Source organism: Ensifer meliloti (genome assembly GCF_030064585.1).
GTDB classification, from domain to species: domain Bacteria; phylum Pseudomonadota; class Alphaproteobacteria; order Rhizobiales; family Rhizobiaceae; genus Sinorhizobium; species Sinorhizobium meliloti.
In genome coordinates this window covers 3,389,970-3,406,391 of sequence record NZ_CP120365.1, presented here as the reverse complement: position 1 = coordinate 3,406,391, position 16,422 = coordinate 3,389,970, and the positions used below count along the sequence as shown (strand labels likewise).

10 protein-coding genes are annotated in these 16,422 nt (G+C 62.6%); 7 read left to right on the top strand and 3 right to left on the bottom strand.

The window, feature by feature from the left end; all coding sequences use genetic code 11:
* Nucleotides 1-497: 497 nt before the first annotated feature.
* The gene (locus PZL22_RS23240; RefSeq protein WP_003527338.1) at nt 498-2,162 is read right to left on the bottom strand and encodes an electron transfer flavoprotein-ubiquinone oxidoreductase; all 1,665 of its coding nucleotides are present in this window, start codon (nt 2,160-2,162) and stop codon (nt 498-500) included.
* Nucleotides 2,163-2,430: 268 nt separating this feature from the next.
* Here PZL22_RS23240 and PZL22_RS23235 point away from each other — a divergent pair, with 268 nt between their 5' ends.
* The 5 genes from PZL22_RS23235 to PZL22_RS23215 all read left to right on the top strand — a co-directional run bounded on the left by PZL22_RS23235 (nt 2,431) and on the right by PZL22_RS23215 (nt 6,728).
* Nucleotides 2,431-3,720: an Hsp70 family protein gene (locus PZL22_RS23235; protein WP_003527341.1), complete on the top strand. Its 1,290-nt coding sequence runs from the start codon at nt 2,431-2,433 to the stop codon at nt 3,718-3,720.
* Nucleotides 3,721-3,792: 72 nt separating this feature from the next.
* The gene (locus PZL22_RS23230; RefSeq protein WP_003527343.1) at nt 3,793-4,665 is read left to right on the top strand and encodes a uracil-DNA glycosylase; all 873 of its coding nucleotides are present in this window, start codon (nt 3,793-3,795) and stop codon (nt 4,663-4,665) included.
* Between the two features lie 138 nt (nt 4,666-4,803).
* Entirely contained in the window at nt 4,804-4,980 is a 177-nt protein-coding gene (locus tag PZL22_RS23225) for a hypothetical protein (RefSeq protein WP_003527344.1), read from the top strand.
* A gap of 37 nt (nt 4,981-5,017) precedes the next feature.
* On the top strand, nt 5,018-5,173 hold the full coding sequence (locus tag PZL22_RS23220) for a hypothetical protein (protein ID WP_003527345.1): 156 nt from the start codon (nt 5,018-5,020) through the stop codon (nt 5,171-5,173).
* A gap of 265 nt (nt 5,174-5,438) precedes the next feature.
* Nucleotides 5,439-6,728: an MFS transporter gene (locus PZL22_RS23215; protein WP_003527346.1), complete on the top strand. Its 1,290-nt coding sequence runs from the start codon at nt 5,439-5,441 to the stop codon at nt 6,726-6,728.
* Nucleotides 6,729-6,737: 9 nt separating this feature from the next.
* Here PZL22_RS23215 and PZL22_RS23210 read toward each other — a convergent pair whose 3' ends face one another.
* On the bottom strand, nt 6,738-7,676 hold the full coding sequence (locus PZL22_RS23210; RefSeq protein ID WP_003527347.1) for a DMT family transporter: 939 nt from the start codon (nt 7,674-7,676) through the stop codon (nt 6,738-6,740).
* Between the two features lie 425 nt (nt 7,677-8,101).
* Between PZL22_RS23210 and pepN the strand changes: the two genes are divergently transcribed.
* Together pepN and PZL22_RS23200 are read left to right on the top strand one after the other, a co-directional pair.
* Complete coding sequence (pepN, locus tag PZL22_RS23205) at nt 8,102-10,756, top strand: aminopeptidase N (protein WP_003527348.1); 2,655 nt, start codon at nt 8,102-8,104, stop codon at nt 10,754-10,756.
* A gap of 353 nt (nt 10,757-11,109) precedes the next feature.
* Nucleotides 11,110-13,437, top strand: coding sequence for a PAS domain-containing sensor histidine kinase (locus PZL22_RS23200; RefSeq protein WP_003527351.1), 2,328 nt, complete (start codon nt 11,110-11,112; stop codon nt 13,435-13,437).
* Nucleotides 13,438-13,447: 10 nt separating this feature from the next.
* Here PZL22_RS23200 and PZL22_RS23195 read toward each other — a convergent pair whose 3' ends face one another.
* Nucleotides 13,448-16,408, bottom strand: a complete 2,961-nt coding sequence (locus PZL22_RS23195; protein ID WP_003527352.1) for a bifunctional [glutamine synthetase] adenylyltransferase/[glutamine synthetase]-adenylyl-L-tyrosine phosphorylase — start codon at nt 16,406-16,408, stop codon at nt 13,448-13,450.
* Nucleotides 16,409-16,422: the final 14 nt, after the last annotated feature.

Sequence of the window (16,422 nt, the reverse complement as noted above, 5' to 3'; positions counted from 1 at the left end):
AGTGAATGGTACAAGCACCCGCCCCGGTCCGATGCCGGGCGACAGCTCGCGGGCCAACCGATACCTGTTCGGACCGGTGCCGCCCACATTGCTATCGTGTCTTTCCGGCAAACACTTTCCCATTTGCGTCAGCGGCTGACATTCCTGCCGTTTGTCAAACTACACAAATAATTGATGGGTTTAACCCCCTTTTTTAAATTCATTTGCCGGCAACCCCCACCATCCACGTCGGAAGCTGGACGACTGATAAGGACATGCGAAAAGGCCGGCGATCGCTCGACGGCCTTTTCGGGAAGTGCAATTGCGTGTTCGGACAGGGGGCGTTCGACCTGCCTCTCCGAACATTCACATGTTCGGATAGACCGGCCCTTCGCCCGCTTTCTGCTGGCGGGAGTCCGTACAGGCCTGCCTCTCCGAACATTCACATGTTCGGATAGACCGGCCCTTCGCCCGCTTTCTCCTGGCGGGAGTCCGTACGGGCCTGCCTCTCCGAACATTCACATGTTCGGATAGACCGGCCCTTCGCCCCCTTGTGGCGGCACCCAGTTGATGTTCTGGTTCGGGTCCTTGATGTCGCAGGTCTTGCAGTGGACGCAGTTCTGGGCGTTGATGACGAAGGTCGGCTGGCCGTCCTTCTCCACCCATTCATAGACGCCGGCCGGACAGTAGCGCGAAGATGGGCCGGCATAGACCTCGTATTCCGAGCGCTTCTGCAGGTCCCAGTCCTTCACCTGCAGATGCACCGGCTGGTCCTCCTCGTGATTGGTGTTCGACAGGAACACCGAGGAGAGCCGGTCGAAGGTCAGCACCCCGTCCGGTTTCGGATAGTCGATCTTCTCGTGCTTGGCGGCCGGCTCGAGCGATTGCGCATCGGTCTTGCCGTGCTTCAGCGTCCCGAAGAAGGAAAAGCCGAAGAGCTGGTTGGTCCACATGTCGAGACCGCCGAGCGCCACCCCAACGGCGGTGCCGAATTTCGACCACAGCGGCTTGACGTTCCGGACCCGCTTCAGGTCCTGGCCGATAGCGCTCTCGCGCCAGCCGCGCTCGATCTCGATCGGCTCGTCATTGGCGCGGCCGTCGGCGATCGCCGCCGCAAGCTTCTCCGCGGCGAGAATGCCGGACAGCACCGCATTGTGGCTGCCCTTGATGCGCGGCACGTTGACGAAGCCGGCCGAGCAGCCGATCAGCGCCCCGCCGGGGAAAGACAGCTTCGGCACCGACTGGTAGCCGCCTTCGGTGATGGCGCGGGCGCCGTAGGAGAGCCTTTTTCCACCCTCGAAAGTGCCGCGGATCGCCGGATGCGTCTTGAAGCGCTGGAATTCCTCGAACGGATAGAGATACGGGTTCTTGTAGTTGAGGTGGACGACGAAACCGACGGCCACCAGATTGTCCTCAAGGTGATAGAGGAAGGAGCCGCCGCCGGTCTTCATGCCGAGCGGCCAGCCGAAGGAATGCTGCACGAGGCCCGGCTTATGATTTTCCGGTTTCACCTCCCAGAGCTCCTTCAGGCCGATGCCGAATTTCGGCACGTCGCAGCCCGCGTCGAGCTTGTATTTGGCAATCAGCTGCTTGGCGAGCGAGCCACGCACGCCCTCGCCGATGAGGGTGTACTTGCCGAGCAGCTCCATGCCGCGGGCGAAGTTCGGCCCCGGCTCGCCGTTCCGCTCGATCCCCATGTCGCCGGTGGCAACGCCGATCACCGCGCCCTCGTCATTGTAGAGCACTTCCGTTGCGGCAAAACCCGGATAGATCTCGACGCCGAGCGCTTCCGCCTGGGTGGCGAGCCAGCGACAGACATTGCCCAGCGATACCACGTAGTTGCCGTGATTGTTCATCAGCGGCGGCATCAGGAAATTGGGAAGGCGGACAGAGCCTGCGGGGCCGAGAAAGAGGAACTGATCGTCGGTGACTTCCGTCTTGAACGGGTGGTCCGGTTCGTCGCGCCAGCCTGGCAAGAGCCGGTCGATGCCGATCGGGTCGACCACGGCGCCGGAGAGGATATGCGCGCCCACTTCGGCGCCCTTCTCCAGCACCACGACCGAGAGTTCCGGATTGACCTGCTTCAGCCGGATCGCCGCGGCAAGCCCCGCCGGTCCCGCCCCGACGATCACGACGTCGAATTCCATGCTCTCGCGTTCGGGGAGTTCTTGTTGCTCGGTCATTACACTCTCCAGTTTTGCCGGTCTTCTGCCGGCTCCGTTCCCGGCCAAATCATCCCGTCATGACAAATGCCGTAAACCTTGTCGAGCCGGGATGCGACAGACTGTCTCTGCATTTGCGCATGAGTTCATGAGTTTACTATGTTACTGGAACGTAAACGTAAATAGTTTGCCCCGGATGTGGCAGTCGGCAGCTTGCTTTTGCAGCGCTCGCATGCGAGGAGGCCCGCCCCACCCCGCAAGCCGCATCACCGACAAGACGGAGACGATCATGGCATCCGCCCTAGGCCTCGACTTCGGCACGACCAATTCCGTACTGGCGCAGACCGAAGGCGCATCGACGCGCTCCATCGTCGTGGAAAGCCCGACCGGAAGATCGGACACGACGCGGACGGCCCTGTCTTTCCTGAAGGATGCGGGTCCCTCGCCGCTGAAAGTGGAAGCAGGACAGGCGGCAATCCGCGAGTTCATCGACAATCCGGGCGAATGCCGCTTCCTTCAATCGATCAAAACCTTTGCTGCGAGTGCGCTCTTCCAGGGCACGCTGATCTTCGGCAAACGCTACGAGTTCGAGGATCTGATGCAGCGCTTCCTGACGCGGCTCAGGGACTATGCCGGAAATAACTGGGAGGCCACCTTCAGGCGTGTCGTCATCGGCCGTCCCGTGCATTTCGCGGGCGCCAATCCGGACGAGAAACTGGCCCTCGAACGCTACAATCGCGCGCTTACCCGCATGGGCTTTCCCGAAGTCCATTACGTGTACGAGCCGGTCGCGGCCGCCTTCTATTTCGCGCGCAATCTCGATCGGGACGCGACGGTGCTCGTCGCCGACTTCGGCGGCGGCACTACCGACTACTCGATCATCAGATTCGAGAGCCAGGCCGGTCGGCTGACGGCAACGCCGATCGGACATTCCGGCGTCGGCATCGCGGGAGACCATTTCGACTTCCGGATCATCGACAACATCGTCTCGCCGCTCATCGGAAAGGGGAGTCTGTTCAAGAGCTTCGACAAGTTGCTTGAGGTGCCGTCGAGCTACTACGCGAATTTCGGCCGCTGGAATCAGCTTTCGATCTTCAAGACGTTGAGAGATTTCACTGAATTGAAAAAGCTGGTGCGGGCAAGCCTGGAGCCGGAGAAGCTGGAGTCCTTCGTGGAGCTCATCGAGCATGACGAAGGCTATCCGCTCTACCAGGCGGTCTCGGCCACCAAGATGCGGCTCTCGCAGGCGGAGGAAACCGAATTCGCCTTTGCGCCGCTGGGAGAGCGCGCACGCCGTACCGTTCGCCGGGACGAGTTCGAAGGCTGGATTGCGCCTGACCTCGCCCGCATCGAGGAGGCGCTTGACGAGGTCCTTTCAACGACTGCGACCACGCCGGGCGGGATCGACAAGGTGTTTCTGACCGGCGGGACGTCCTTCGTGCCGGCGGTTCGCCGTCTCTTCGAGAACCGCTTCGGCAAAGAGCGTATCGAGAGCGGCGGCGAGCTCCTGTCGATCGCCCATGGCCTGGCGCTCATCGGCGAGCGCGACGACATTGCGGCCTGGACAGCGGCGGCCTGAAGGCGGTCCCTGCCGCTACAGATTTAAGGAACGTGCAGTGGACCACCCCCACCGATCTGTTACATTCGCCCCATGATCTCGGCCAACGACCTCTCCTGCTCCGAACTCGCTGCCCTTCTCGCCTTCCATGCGGAGGCGGGTGTCGAGTGGCTCCTCGAAGAAGAGCCGGTCGATCGGCTCGCTGAATTCGAGGCGATGAAAAGCAGGCGCGCACAAAGCCGCGCCGTGCCGCAAACCGGCGCGACCACAGTCGAACCGCAGCAGTCTGCTCCCCCTGCCGCCGCCCGCGAGCGTCGCTCCGCGCCTCCGGCACCCCCTCCGGCACCCCCTCCGGTGGTGGCGATACCGGACGAGCAGGCCATCAAGGAGGCGCAGTTCGTCGCGGATGCCGCGCGATCGCTGGGAGAGCTGCGTACGGCCATGGAGGCCTTTGCCGGCTGCAATCTCAGGAACAGCGCCCGCAACCTCGTCTTCGCCGAAGGCAGTGCGGCCTCGGGAGTCATGATCATCGGTCCGATGCCCTACGCGGATGACGACCGCGACGGCCGCCCCTTTGCGGGACGGCACGGCGAGATGCTCGAACGCATGCTGTCCGGCATCGGCCTCTCGCGCGAGGACGTCCTTCTTGCCAACGCCGTGCCCTGGCGGCCACCCGGCAACCGCGTTCCGAGCGCCCGTGAGGCGGATATCTGCCGGCCGTTCATCGAGCGTCAGATCGCGCTGGCCGAACCCAAGCAGTTGCTTCTACTCGGCAACTTCACCGCCCGCTTCTTCTTCGGCGGCGAAACGATCCATCAACTGCGCGGCGAATGGCGAGAGCTCACCTTTGGCGGCACCAGCATTCCGACGCTCGCCACCTTGCATCCGCAGGACCTTGTCGCGGCGCCGATCAACAAACGCTTCGCCTGGCTGGACCTGCTGGCGTTCAAGTCGCGCCTCGGCTGATGCCACTGCTGGATTCATGAACAAGGTGTGAAAAAAGCCATGCGATTTGCGCATGTCTGAGCGGCGTTTTAACGCATTGCAAAATCAATGCTGCACCGCAATATAAGGCAACGGGAGGAATGGATAAGGAACTGAACCATGACTGCCCGCTATCGCCCGATTCACAGCAGCTTCGAGACGCTCCGCTACGCCGGTGCTTCCTCGCGCACGCCGTTCAACAGCTTCGGTTCGGCTGCCAACGAGCAGCTGACCGCAATCGGCCTCGCGCGGACGACCCGCCCGGCTCAGATCTTCGCCGAATTCATCCAGCGCTGAACGCCCCGCGTCGGAACGACTGCAGGAGGGAACGATCATGTCCAAGCCGCTCGACAGCATTCGCGCTCTCGTCGACACGATCTCCGACATTCGCACCGCCGTCCGCGCGTCTCGCGAGTATAGCCGCCTTAGCATCGCCAGCGACGGACGGCGCGTCCATGACGGCGCGGCGAGCCGGTTGCTGCCGAGCTAGATCACGTGGTTCCAGGTCGGATCGACCTGTAACCAATGTGATCGATTCCAATTGGTTGAACGCGGGATGCGGGCGGAAAACCGCACACATTTTTCCTCATCCCGCTTCAGCCTTTCCCGCTGCGTCATTTCACCATTCCCTGTCGCAATCGACAGCGCCCCGGAACTTCGTTACAGCCACTCTCGATTCCGTTTTGACGGAGTGACGAAGTTCATCGGCCGAAGCCGAAACGAAGCCGCTCCTTATCCCCTCACCAGGAGCGCCGATGCTGGCGAATTTCGCTTCCGTTTTCAGCCTGATGCTCTCGACCTTCCTGATGATGGTCGCATTCGGGCTGCAGAGCTATGTCATCCCGGTACGCTCCGTGGCGGAAAGCTGGTCGACCCTCACCATCTCGATCTTCGCGACCGGCTACACGCTGGGGTTCACCCTTTCCTGCATCGTCACGCCTAAATTCGTCCTGCGCGTCGGCCATGTCCGCGTCTTCACCGCCCTGATAACGCTCCTGTCCATCGCGATCCTGATGTGCGGGCTCGTCGTCGATTGGCGTGCCTGGATCGGCTTCCGTGCCGTGTCGGGCTTTGCGATTGCCGGAAGCTATCTGGTCATCGAGAGCTGGCTGAACGAGCGCGTGACGAACGAAAATCGCGGCCTGCTCTTCTCGCTCTATCTCATAACCACGATGGTCGGCACGATCGGCGGACAGTACCTGGTGCCGCTCGGTGATCCGAGCAACACCTCCCTGTTCATCCTTTGCGGCGTCCTGTTCTCGCTCGCCCTGCTGCCGACCGCCCTCTCCTCCTCACCGATGCCTGCACCCCCGGCACGGGCAAATTTCGATATCCCCGCACTCTATCGCCGCTCGCCGGTCGCGGTCGTCGGCGGCTTTCTCGCCGGTGCGCTCTCGGGCGCATGGCTCAATCTCGGCGGCGTCTTCACCCAGAAGATCGGCCTTTCGACCGGCGAGGGAGCGACACTGCTCGCGTCGCTTCTGGCCGGCAGCGCGATCTCGCAGGTCCCGATCGGCCGTGCCTCGGACCGGATGGACCGGCGCATCGTCATGGTTGCCTGCGGCATCGCCGGCGTCGTGTCGTGCCTTGCCATGTCCGTCTCGATTGCGAGCAGTCCCCCGGTTCTCTATGCACTCGCCGCCTGCATCGGCACGGTCCTCTTCCCGATCTATGCCCTGAACGTCGCGCATGCCAACGACCTTGCCCGCCCCGACGAATATGTGGAGATTTCATCCGGCCTGATGATCACCTACGGCCTCGGCACGATCTCCGGTCCGCTGATGGTCGGTCCGGTCATGGACCGGTTTGGCCCCGTCGCACTGTTCATCGCGCTTGCCGTGTATTTTGCGCTCTACAGCGGCTATGCCGCATGGCGCATCCTTCAGCGCGAGCAGCATGACGGCCTCGTGGCGAAGACCGATTTCCAGGCGACCACGGTACTGCCGACCCCCGGTCCTGACGTCACCGGTCCGCTCGCGCAGCAGGACGCAGGCGAACTCATCGAGGACGATACCGTTCCTGCCTGGGAGCAACGCGCCGAGTAGCACATCCCTTTATCCCTGCGGCGTCACGTGCTTGCGCGCGCCCTTGCGTTCCAGTCCCAGCCGATGCTCCCGGTAGATGATGAAGATGCCCGCGCCGACGACGATCGCCGTTCCGGCGAGCATGGTCGCGGTCGGCACGTCGCCGAAGAGGAAGTAGCCGATGACGATGCCGAGCACGATCGACGTGTACTCGAAGGGAGCGATCGTCGACATATCGGCGTGGCGATAGCTCTCCGTCAGCAGTATCTGCCCGACGCCGCCGCAAAAGCCGGCGATCGTCAGGAGAACGAAGGCCTGCCAGGAAAGCTCGGACCAACCGAAAGGCAGTGTCGCGAGCGAGAACACCGCGGCCGAAAGGGAGAAGTAGAGGACGATGGTGTGCGTGCGCTCCTTCTGCACGAGCTTGCGCACGAGTACCATCGCCGTTGCCCCGAGCGCTGCTGAAAGCAGTACGGCGACCGCACCCATGGCCTCGGCCGACCCGAAGCCCCCTTCATTGAACAGCGTAAGCCGCGGCCAGGTGATGATAAACACACCGGCGAGCCCGACAAACACCGCAGACCAGCGATAGAGCCGCACGATCTCGCCCAGAAAAATCGCCGCGAAAGCCACGGCCAGCAGCGGCATGGCATAGCCGATCGCAATCGCCTCCGGCAGCGGCAGATGGACGAGACCGTAAAAGCCGCAACTCATGGCGAGAATGCCGACAAAGCCGCGCACCAGGTGTCCGGTGATATCGGCGGTCCTGAAAGCGTCCCGCAATGCGCCGCGGCATGCCAGAAATCCAAGGATCGGCACCATCGCAAAAGCCGAGCGATAAAAGGTGATCTGGCCGGTGGGGATGTCGTCGCCCGCAGCCTTGATACAGGTCGACATGCACACGAAGACGACGACGGAGAGCACCTTGAGCACAATCCCCTTCATCGGGCTCGCATCGTCCGCATCCATGAAACACAACTTTTCAAACTGACATCGGCGAACCGATCGGAAGGCCAACAAAAACGGGAGGACGCGGCGGCAAGGCCGCGAAAGGACCACGCCACCTTACCCGTGCTTGCGCAGCATGTTGGATCAAATTTCGTGATGGACCTGGTTTTTTCGTGATGATTTCGCCTGCATGTGCAAAGCTTGCTGCCGGAGAAAAATGCGCCTGCAGTTTATTTAGCAAGCCCGAAAAAATCGTCGCGGATTTAGTTCTTGTTAGTGCCGCTCCGATAAATCTTCGGTCAATAAGAGGCGGGACGGGCCCTGCGTTTTTGCTGCCGGATGTACCGTCGCCGGCACCACATTCGTGCGTAAATCTCGGATCTTGGCTTTTCACCATCACGAGCGCCCTCTACAAATCAAAAGAGCAAGCGCAAGCAGGACTGACCATGCGGACAAACACTGGCCAGATCGTTCATCTGGAAAACTACCGGCCGACCGATTTCGTACTCGAGAGGGTGGACCTGACTTTCGAACTCGACCCGAGGGAAACGAAGGTCGAGGCGCGCATGATCTTCCATCGCCGCGAAGGCGTCAGCCCCTCTGCACCGCTCGTTCTCGACGGCGACGAGCTCACCATGACCGGCCTGCTGCTCGACCAGGTAGCGGTCCCCGGCACGCTCTATGAAGCGACGGACGACACGCTCACCATTCGCGGCCTGCCGGAAGCGGCGCCCTTCGAGATCACCGTCACGACGGCCTGGTCGCCTGAGACGAACACCAAGCTGATGGGCCTCTACCGCACGAGCGACGTCTATTGCACCCAGTGCGAAGCCGAAGGCTTCCGCCGCATCACCTACTTCCCGGATCGTCCCGACGTGCTGGCGGTCTATACCGTCAACATCATCGCGGACAAGGCTTCTGCACCGCTGCTGCTTTCGAACGGCAACTATCTCGGCGGCGCCGACATGGGTGACGGCCGTCACTTCGCCTCCTGGTTCGATCCGCATCCGAAGCCGAGCTATCTGTTCGCGCTCGTTGCCGGCGATCTGGGCGTCGTCGAGGACGCCTTCACCACCGCTTCCGGCCGCGACGTCGCCCTCAACATCTATGTCGAGCACGGCAAGGAGCCGCGCGCCGCCTACGCCATGGATGCGCTGAAGCGGTCGATGAAATGGGATGAGGAGGTCTTCGGGCGCGAATACGATCTCGATATCTTCATGATCGTTGCCGTTTCCGATTTCAACATGGGCGCCATGGAGAACAAGGGGCTCAACATCTTCAACGACAAATACGTGCTCGCCGATCCGGAGACGGCGACCGATGCGGACTATGCCAATATCGAAGCGATCATCGCCCACGAATATTTTCACAACTGGACCGGCAACCGCATCACCTGCCGCGACTGGTTTCAGCTCTGCCTGAAGGAAGGCCTGACCGTCTATCGCGACCACGAGTTTTCCGCCGACATGCGTTCTCGCGCCGTGAAGCGGATCGCCGAAGTGCGGCACTTGAAATCCGAGCAGTTCCCCGAGGATGCCGGCCCCCTCGCCCATCCGGTGCGCCCGACGCAATACCGCGAAATCAACAATTTCTACACGACGACGGTTTACGAGAAGGGGTCCGAGGTCACGCGGATGATCGCGACGATCCTCGGCCGCGACCTCTTCAAGAAGGGAATGGACCTCTACTTCGAGCGTCACGACGGCCAGGCGGTGACGATCGAGGATTTCATCGCCTGCTTCGAGGCTGCGAGCGGCCGAGACCTCAAGCAGTTCTCGCTCTGGTACCATCAGGCCGGAACGCCGCTCGTCACCGCTTCCGGCACCTATGACGCCGCCAGGCAGACATACACGCTGTCGCTGGAGCAGACCGTTCCGCCGACGCCCGGGCAGAGCAGCAAGGCACCGATGCATATCCCGCTCCGCTTCGGATTGCTGCTTCCGGACGGAAGCGAGGCAAGGCCCTCGGCCGTCTCCGGCGCCGAGATCACCGGCGACGTACTGCACCTGACCGAGCGCAAACAGACGGTCACCTTTTCCGGCATCCCATCCGAGCCGGTCCCCTCCTTCAACCGCGGCTTCTCCGCGCCCGTCAATTTGCACCTGACGCAAAGCGCCGAGCATCGTGCGCTGATCGCGCGCCACGAGACCGACCTCTTCGCACGCTGGCAGGCGCTGAACGCGATGGCCCTCGACAATCTCGTCAAGGCGGCAGCGGAAGCGCGTACCGGCCAGCCGATTGACTGTGACGATGCGCTCGTCGACGCCCTGCTTGCCGCAGCCGGCGACGACCGACTGGAGCCGGCGTTCCGATCGCAAGTACTGTCCCTGCCGAGCGAAACCGACATAGGCCGCGAAATCGGCAGCAATAACGACCCGGATGCCATTTACGCCGGCCGCCAGGCTATTCTGGCCGCCATCGCCACGGCCGGCAAAGATACCTTTGCGCGACTGGTAAACGAGATGTCGCTGTCCGGCCCGTTCCGGCCCGACGCCGACAGTGCCGGACGGCGGGCGCTGCGAAATTCCGGGCTCTCCTATCTCGTCTATGCCGACGGAAGCCCGGACAAAGCGGCTGATGCGTTTAGCTCCGCCAACAACATGACCGATCTCAGCCAGGCGCTGACGCTTCTTGCACACCGGTTTCCGGATGCCCGGGAGACGGCGGACGCACTGGCCGTGTTCAAGAAGCGCTTTGCCGACAACGCGCTCGTCATCGACAAGTGGTTTGCCATTCAGGCGACGATCCCCGGAGCATCGACGCTCGACCGCGTTCGGGCGCTGATGTCGGATCCGCTCTTCAATGCCAGCAATCCGAACCGCGTTCGCTCACTGGTCGGCACATTCGCCTTCGCGAACGCCACCGGCTTCAACCGCATCGACGGCGAAGGCTATCGTTTCCTTGCCCGACAGATCCTGGACATCGATACGCGCAACCCTCAGCTTGCCGCGCGTATTCTGACGTCGATGCGCTCATGGCGGTCGCTCGAAAAAATCCGGGCCGGCCACGCCCGCAGCGCGCTCGAGGAAATCGCGCGTGCCTCCAACCTTTCCGCCGATGTCAGCGACATCGTCGACCGCATGCTCAAAGACGAGCACTGAACGAGCATCGGTCCCCGGCTTGTTGATCTCTCTCATCCCTGTGCTCGTCACAGGGATGAGAGAGGCATAACTTCAACGCCATCATCCATCTCTCAGCAGCCGCCATAAACTCCCGGCAGTCCGGCTATCATTTCCCAACGATGAAATATGGTTAACAAATCTTTACCGTTGCCTCTGGACAAGGCGAATCGCCCTGTGATTCATTGAGTCAGATTCGGGCGAGCGGCGCGCCGAATCACTGGAACGCCCGCTTCCGGGAAACCGCTGAAGATGGGATCGACGTTTCGGACTGAGAAGAATCAAGCGTTCCTTGCGGCATTGTCGAGTGCGGAACGCTTTTCGAGGACGACAAATTGGAAAAGATGGCGGACGCGCGACGGGGAAGCGCAGCCGAAGGGCGGTTGCGACTCAAGTTTCCGGGCTTTTCGGGCCTCGAACGGGAGTTCATCGAGCAGGCAAAGATCTTTGCCGAACCGGCGTCGCAGAAGCTCGCAATGGCCGAGCCGATGCTCAAGCGGTCCATCCCGGTCCTCATCATCGCTTTTCTTCTCATCGTGGCGATCTCACGCATGTCGGGCATCATGGACGAGCATGCCCGCATGGAGGCCTCCTCCCGCCGGACGGTCAGCCTCGCGGCCGCAGCAGCAGCCGGTGTTTTCCAGACCGGCGGATCGGAACTCTTCGCCGAGGGCCGCCGCTGGGAGGTCGAACGGCGGCTCACCGAATTTCTGCCTGCGGAAATCCTGGACGCCGGAATTTTCCTGCTGACGGTCCGCAAAGACGGCCGCGTCTTTGCCGGCACGCAGGATGGCGTCCATCTCATCGGACGCACGCTCTCCGCCATCGCTCCCGAGATCGCTACACTCCAATATTACGGCGAGGGTGCCAGCGTCGTAAGAGCGTCGATCGACGGCATCGAGCATTTCATCGCGCTCCGGCAATTGCCGGATTCCGGCGGTGCCGTTCTGGCGGCAACGTCGATCGCCAGATTCGAAGCGGCCTGGCGCGACGAAATTTCGCTCAACGTCACGCTGTTTGCCGGTGTTTCGGCGATCCTGATGGTCGTCCTCTATGCCTATTACATCCAGGCAAAGCGCGCCCGCGATGCCGATGCGGTCTTTGCCGAATCGAACCTGCGCGTCGAAACGGCGCTCTCCCGCGGACGCTGCGGCCTCTGGGATTTCGATCTCGACAACCGGCGCCTCTTCTGGTCCCGCTCGATGTACGAGATGCTCGGCATGCCGGGCGACGCGAGCGTACTGTCGTTCGGCGATGCCGCCCGTCTCATGCATGTCGAGGACCGGGGCATATACCGGGTCGCTCGGGCGATCGCGAAAGGCAACGAGCGCCAGATCGATCAGGTGTTCCGGATGCGCCATGCGGATGGCCACTATGTATGGCTTCGAGCGCGTGCCCAGGTGATCCGCACCGTGTCGGGCCGGACGCATCTGATCGGCATTGCGATGGACGTGACCGAGCAGCACAGGCTTGCGCAGCGTTACGCCGAGGCCGATCAGCGCCTGGCGGACGCGATCGAGTGCACCTCGGAGGCCTTCGTGCTCTGGGACAAGCACGATCGCCTGGTGATGTGCAACACCCATTACCAGCAAGCCTGGCAGTTGCCCGACCACGTGCTGGTGCCGGGCACCGAACGCACGATCGTCCATGCTGCGGCGGCAAGGCCCGTCGTCGAACGGCGCGTTGCCGATCCGGACCGGAGCAACCACTCGCAGACGAGCGAGGTTCAGCTTGCCGACGAACGCTGGCTGCAGATCAATGAGCGCCGCACGCGCGACGGCGGGCTCGTCTCGGTGGGTACGGACATCACGCTCCTCAAGCGGCATCAAGTTCGCCTGCGCGAATCCGAGCGGCGGCTGATGGCGACCATCGGCGATCTCTCCGCCTCCCGCGTAACGCTTGAGCAGCAGAAGGCCGAACTTTCCATCGCCAATGCGAACTATCAGGCGGAGAAAGAGCGCGCCGAGGCCGCGAACCGGGCAAAGTCCGAATTCCTCGCCAACATGTCGCACGAGCTGCGCACGCCGCTGAACGCCATTCTCGGCTTCTCGGAAATCCTGCAGGACCAGATGTTCGGCCCCCTCGGCTCGGAGAAATACCACGAGTATTCGCGCGACATTTTCGAGAGCGGCAAGCATTTGCTCAACGTCATCAACGACATACTCGACATGTCGAAGATCGAGGCCGGCCATATGCGCATCACGCGCGAGCGGATCGATCTCGCGCCACTCATCGAGGAGACCCTTCGTTTCACGACGATTCCGGCAGAGCGAAAGAACATCCGCGTGGTCCAGCAGATATCCTCCGGCCTGACGATGTTCGCCGACCGCCGGGCGATGAAGCAGGTCCTGCTCAATCTCCTTTCCAATGCGGTCAAGTTCACCAATGAAGGCGGGCGCATCTCCTTGCGGGCCCGCAAGGTGAGGGGCGCCGTCACGCTGACGATCGCCGATTCCGGCATCGGCATTCCCAAGGGCGCATTGCAGAAGATCGGTCAGCCCTTCGAGCAGGTGCAGAGCCAATATGCCAAGAGCAAGGGCGGCTCCGGGCTCGGGCTCGCCATATCCCGTTCGCTGACGCGGCTTCACGGCGGGACAATGAAGATCCATTCGGCAGAGAATGTCGGCACAATCATATCGGTCAGGATTCCCGACCGCGGCTGACTACGCCCGCTTACGCTGCAGCAACAACCCCCTGGAATATCCGGCGCACGGCCTTCGAGAGACGGCGAATGTCGGCTTCGAGATGCGTCAGATCCGGATAGTCTCCGGCACGGCAGACGAGATCCACGAGACCGGCCGGCGCTTCCTTGGGGTCGAAGTCGCCATCGATGCAAAGGCGCACGAGCTGCGACAGCTCGGTGAAGAGCACGAGCGCTTCGGCGGCCGTATCGAGATCGTTCGCATTCATCATCCCGGCACCGAGCGCCTTCAGCGCCTCGAGCGTATGCGTACCGGCAGGAGGGGACGTTACTCCCCTCGCCGGTGCGACCAGGGCGAGGTACTGGGCGATGAACTCGATATCGACCAACCCGCCGGGAATGAGTTTGAAATCCCATATGTCCTTCGGCGGTTTCTCCTTGTCGATCAGGCCGCGCATCTCCTCGACGTCCTTGCGGATCTTCGCGATGTCGCGCTTTTCAGTGAGAATCTCGGCAAAGATCGCCTCCGCTTCGCCGACGAGGCTCTCATCGCCGCAGATGCAGCGCGCCCGCGTCAGCGCCAGATGCTCCCAGGTCCAGGCTTCCGTTCGCTGGTACTTGGCGAAGGCGGTTATGCGGGTGGCAACCGGCCCCTTGTTGCCGGAGGGTCGCAGCCGCATGTCCACGTCGTAGAGGATGCCCTCGGCGGTCGGCGCCGACAGCGCGGCGATCAGCCGCTGCGTGACCCGCGTAAAATAGCGTACCGGATCGAGCGGCTTGGCGCCGTCGGACTCGAGCACTTCGTCGTCGTAGTCGTAGAGCAGGATGAGGTCGATATCGGAGCCGGCGGTCAATTCGTGGCTGCCAAGCTTGCCCATTCCGACGATTGCGACCCGCCCCCCGGGGAAACGTCCATGCGCCGACCGGACCTCCTCCAGGACCGCATCGAGCGCGGCGGCAATGATCAGATCGGCAAGGTCGGTGAGAGCGCGTCCCGCCTGAAGGCCGGTGATCGCGCCCGTGAGCAGCCGGATGCCGATCAGGAAGCGCTGCTCGGCGGCGATTATGCGCAAGCGGTCCAGCACCTCCTCGTAGTGCCGGCCTCCGCCGACGAAAGTCGCGATGCGCGGCGCCAGATAATCCCTGGTCGGCAGCTCCGCAAGCAGCCCCGGCTCCAGCATGCCGTCGAAGACATGCGGTTTGGCGGCGATGATGTCCGCCAGGCGCGGTGCCGACGACATGATATTGACGATCAGCGACAGGAGGCCGGGATTGTTGCCGAGCAGCGAGAAGAGCTGGATCCCCGCCGGCAGACCGGAGAGGAAGTGGTCGAAACGCAGAAACGCTTCGTCGGCCCGCCTGCTTTCGCCGAAGACGCGCAGGAGCTCCGGCGTCAGTTCCGTCAGCCGCTCGCGCGCCTCGACCGACTGCGTTGCCCGATAGCGCCCGTAGTGCCAGGTGCGGATGATGTTCGCTATGTCGGATGGCCGTTGGAAACCGAGCTTCTTCAGCGTTTCGAGCGTATCCGGATCGTCCTGCTGACCGGTGAAGACCAGGTTTCCGGTCTCGGTGGATAGCTTCGCCTCCTGCTCGAAAAGCTGCGCATAGCGCCGCTCGACCGTGCGCAGCACGCGCGACAGCGCATTCGAGAAGGAAGCCGTATCCTCGAAGCCGAGCATATAGGCGATCCGCCTGAGTTCCGGCTCGGTCTCCGGAAGAAGGTGGGTCTGCTCGTCATGCACCATCTGGATGCGGTGCTCGACGTCGCGCAGGAACCAATAGGCCTCGATAAGTTCCTCGGCCGTCGCCCCGTCGATCCAGCCGCTCTCGGCGAGCATCCGCAGCATCGTTTCCGTTTCGCGCAGCCGCAGCGCGGGCGTGCGGCCGCCTGCGATCAGCTGCTGCGTCTGGACGAAGAACTCGATCTCCCGGATGCCGCCGCGCCCGAGCTTGATGTTGTGTCCCTTCACGGCGATTTCTCCGTGCCCCTTGTGGGCATGGATCTGCCGCTTGATCGAGTGAATGTCGGCAATTGCCGCATAGTCGAGGTACTTGCGGAAGACGAAAGGCGTCAGTTCCTTGAGGAAGCGTTCGCCCGCCTCCAGATCGCCCGCGATCGGCCGCGCCTTGATGAAGGCGGCCCGTTCCCAGTTCTGTCCCCTGCTCTCGTAATAGAGCATTGCCGCCTCGACCGGGATGGCAAGTGGCGTCGAGCCCGGGTCTGGCCTAAGCCGCAGATCCGTACGGAAGACATAGCCGTCGCCGGTTCTCTCCTGCAGGATGCGAATCAAGCGCCGCAACAGCCGGGCGAAGGTTTCCGGAGCATCGTCGCGATTGGTGATGATGCTCGACTGCGGATCGTAGAAGACGACAAGATCGATATCGGAAGAATAGTTGAGCTCGCCGGCACCAAGCTTGCCCATTCCAAGCACGACGACGCCGGAGGCGGTGGACGGCGCGGAACTGTCCTTCAACACGAACTTGCCGCTTTCATGCGCGCCGAGCAGCAGATGATCGATCGCCGCCGAAACGGCCGCCTCTGCAAAATCGCTGAGCCACCGCGTCGTCTCACGGCCGCCGAAAAGCCGCGACAGGTCCGCAAGCGCGACAGCGAAGGCGACCTCGCGCTTCGCCCGCCTCAATCGCGTCATGATCTCCGCATCCGGCAGCGCCGCCCCGGCTGCATCGCCCCGCCAGGCCGCCCTTGCGGCCTCGATCCTGCGCTTCAAAAACGCCGGCAGCGTCTCGGACAGCAATGCTTCGAGGATCGCCGGGTGGCTACGCGCCGTATCCCGCAAGAATGGCGAGAGCGCGAAGGCTGCAACGAGAAAATCCTTGAGCGGCGCGCCCGAGGCAATGAGCTTCGCAATGTGTTCGCAGCCTTTCGCCGCATCCTTGAGGACCGAAAGGGCGGCCTTGGCGTCCGCCTGGCTCGCCGGGCGAATCGCCACCACATCGATATCGGACAAAGACCGCTCGATCGCTTCCGCCATGCACATCCCCCCTT

What these genes read in the sequence shown, in the direction of transcription:
- PZL22_RS23240 (WP_003527338.1), bottom strand. Translation starts at nt 2,162, where the DNA reads ATGACCGAGCAACAAGAACTCCCCGAACGCGAGAGCATGGAATTCGAC.
- PZL22_RS23235 (WP_003527341.1), top strand. Translation starts at nt 2,431, where the DNA reads ATGGCATCCGCCCTAGGCCTCGACTTCGGCACGACCAATTCCGTACTG.
- PZL22_RS23230 (WP_003527343.1), top strand. Translation starts at nt 3,793, where the DNA reads ATGATCTCGGCCAACGACCTCTCCTGCTCCGAACTCGCTGCCCTTCTC.
- PZL22_RS23225 (WP_003527344.1), top strand. Translation starts at nt 4,804, where the DNA reads ATGACTGCCCGCTATCGCCCGATTCACAGCAGCTTCGAGACGCTCCGC.
- PZL22_RS23220 (WP_003527345.1), top strand. Translation starts at nt 5,018, where the DNA reads ATGTCCAAGCCGCTCGACAGCATTCGCGCTCTCGTCGACACGATCTCC.
- PZL22_RS23215 (WP_003527346.1), top strand. Translation starts at nt 5,439, where the DNA reads ATGCTGGCGAATTTCGCTTCCGTTTTCAGCCTGATGCTCTCGACCTTC.
- PZL22_RS23210 (WP_003527347.1), bottom strand. Translation starts at nt 7,676, where the DNA reads ATGGATGCGGACGATGCGAGCCCGATGAAGGGGATTGTGCTCAAGGTG.
- pepN (WP_003527348.1), top strand. Translation starts at nt 8,102, where the DNA reads ATGCGGACAAACACTGGCCAGATCGTTCATCTGGAAAACTACCGGCCG.
- PZL22_RS23195 (WP_003527352.1), bottom strand. Translation starts at nt 16,408, where the DNA reads ATGGCGGAAGCGATCGAGCGGTCTTTGTCCGATATCGATGTGGTGGCG.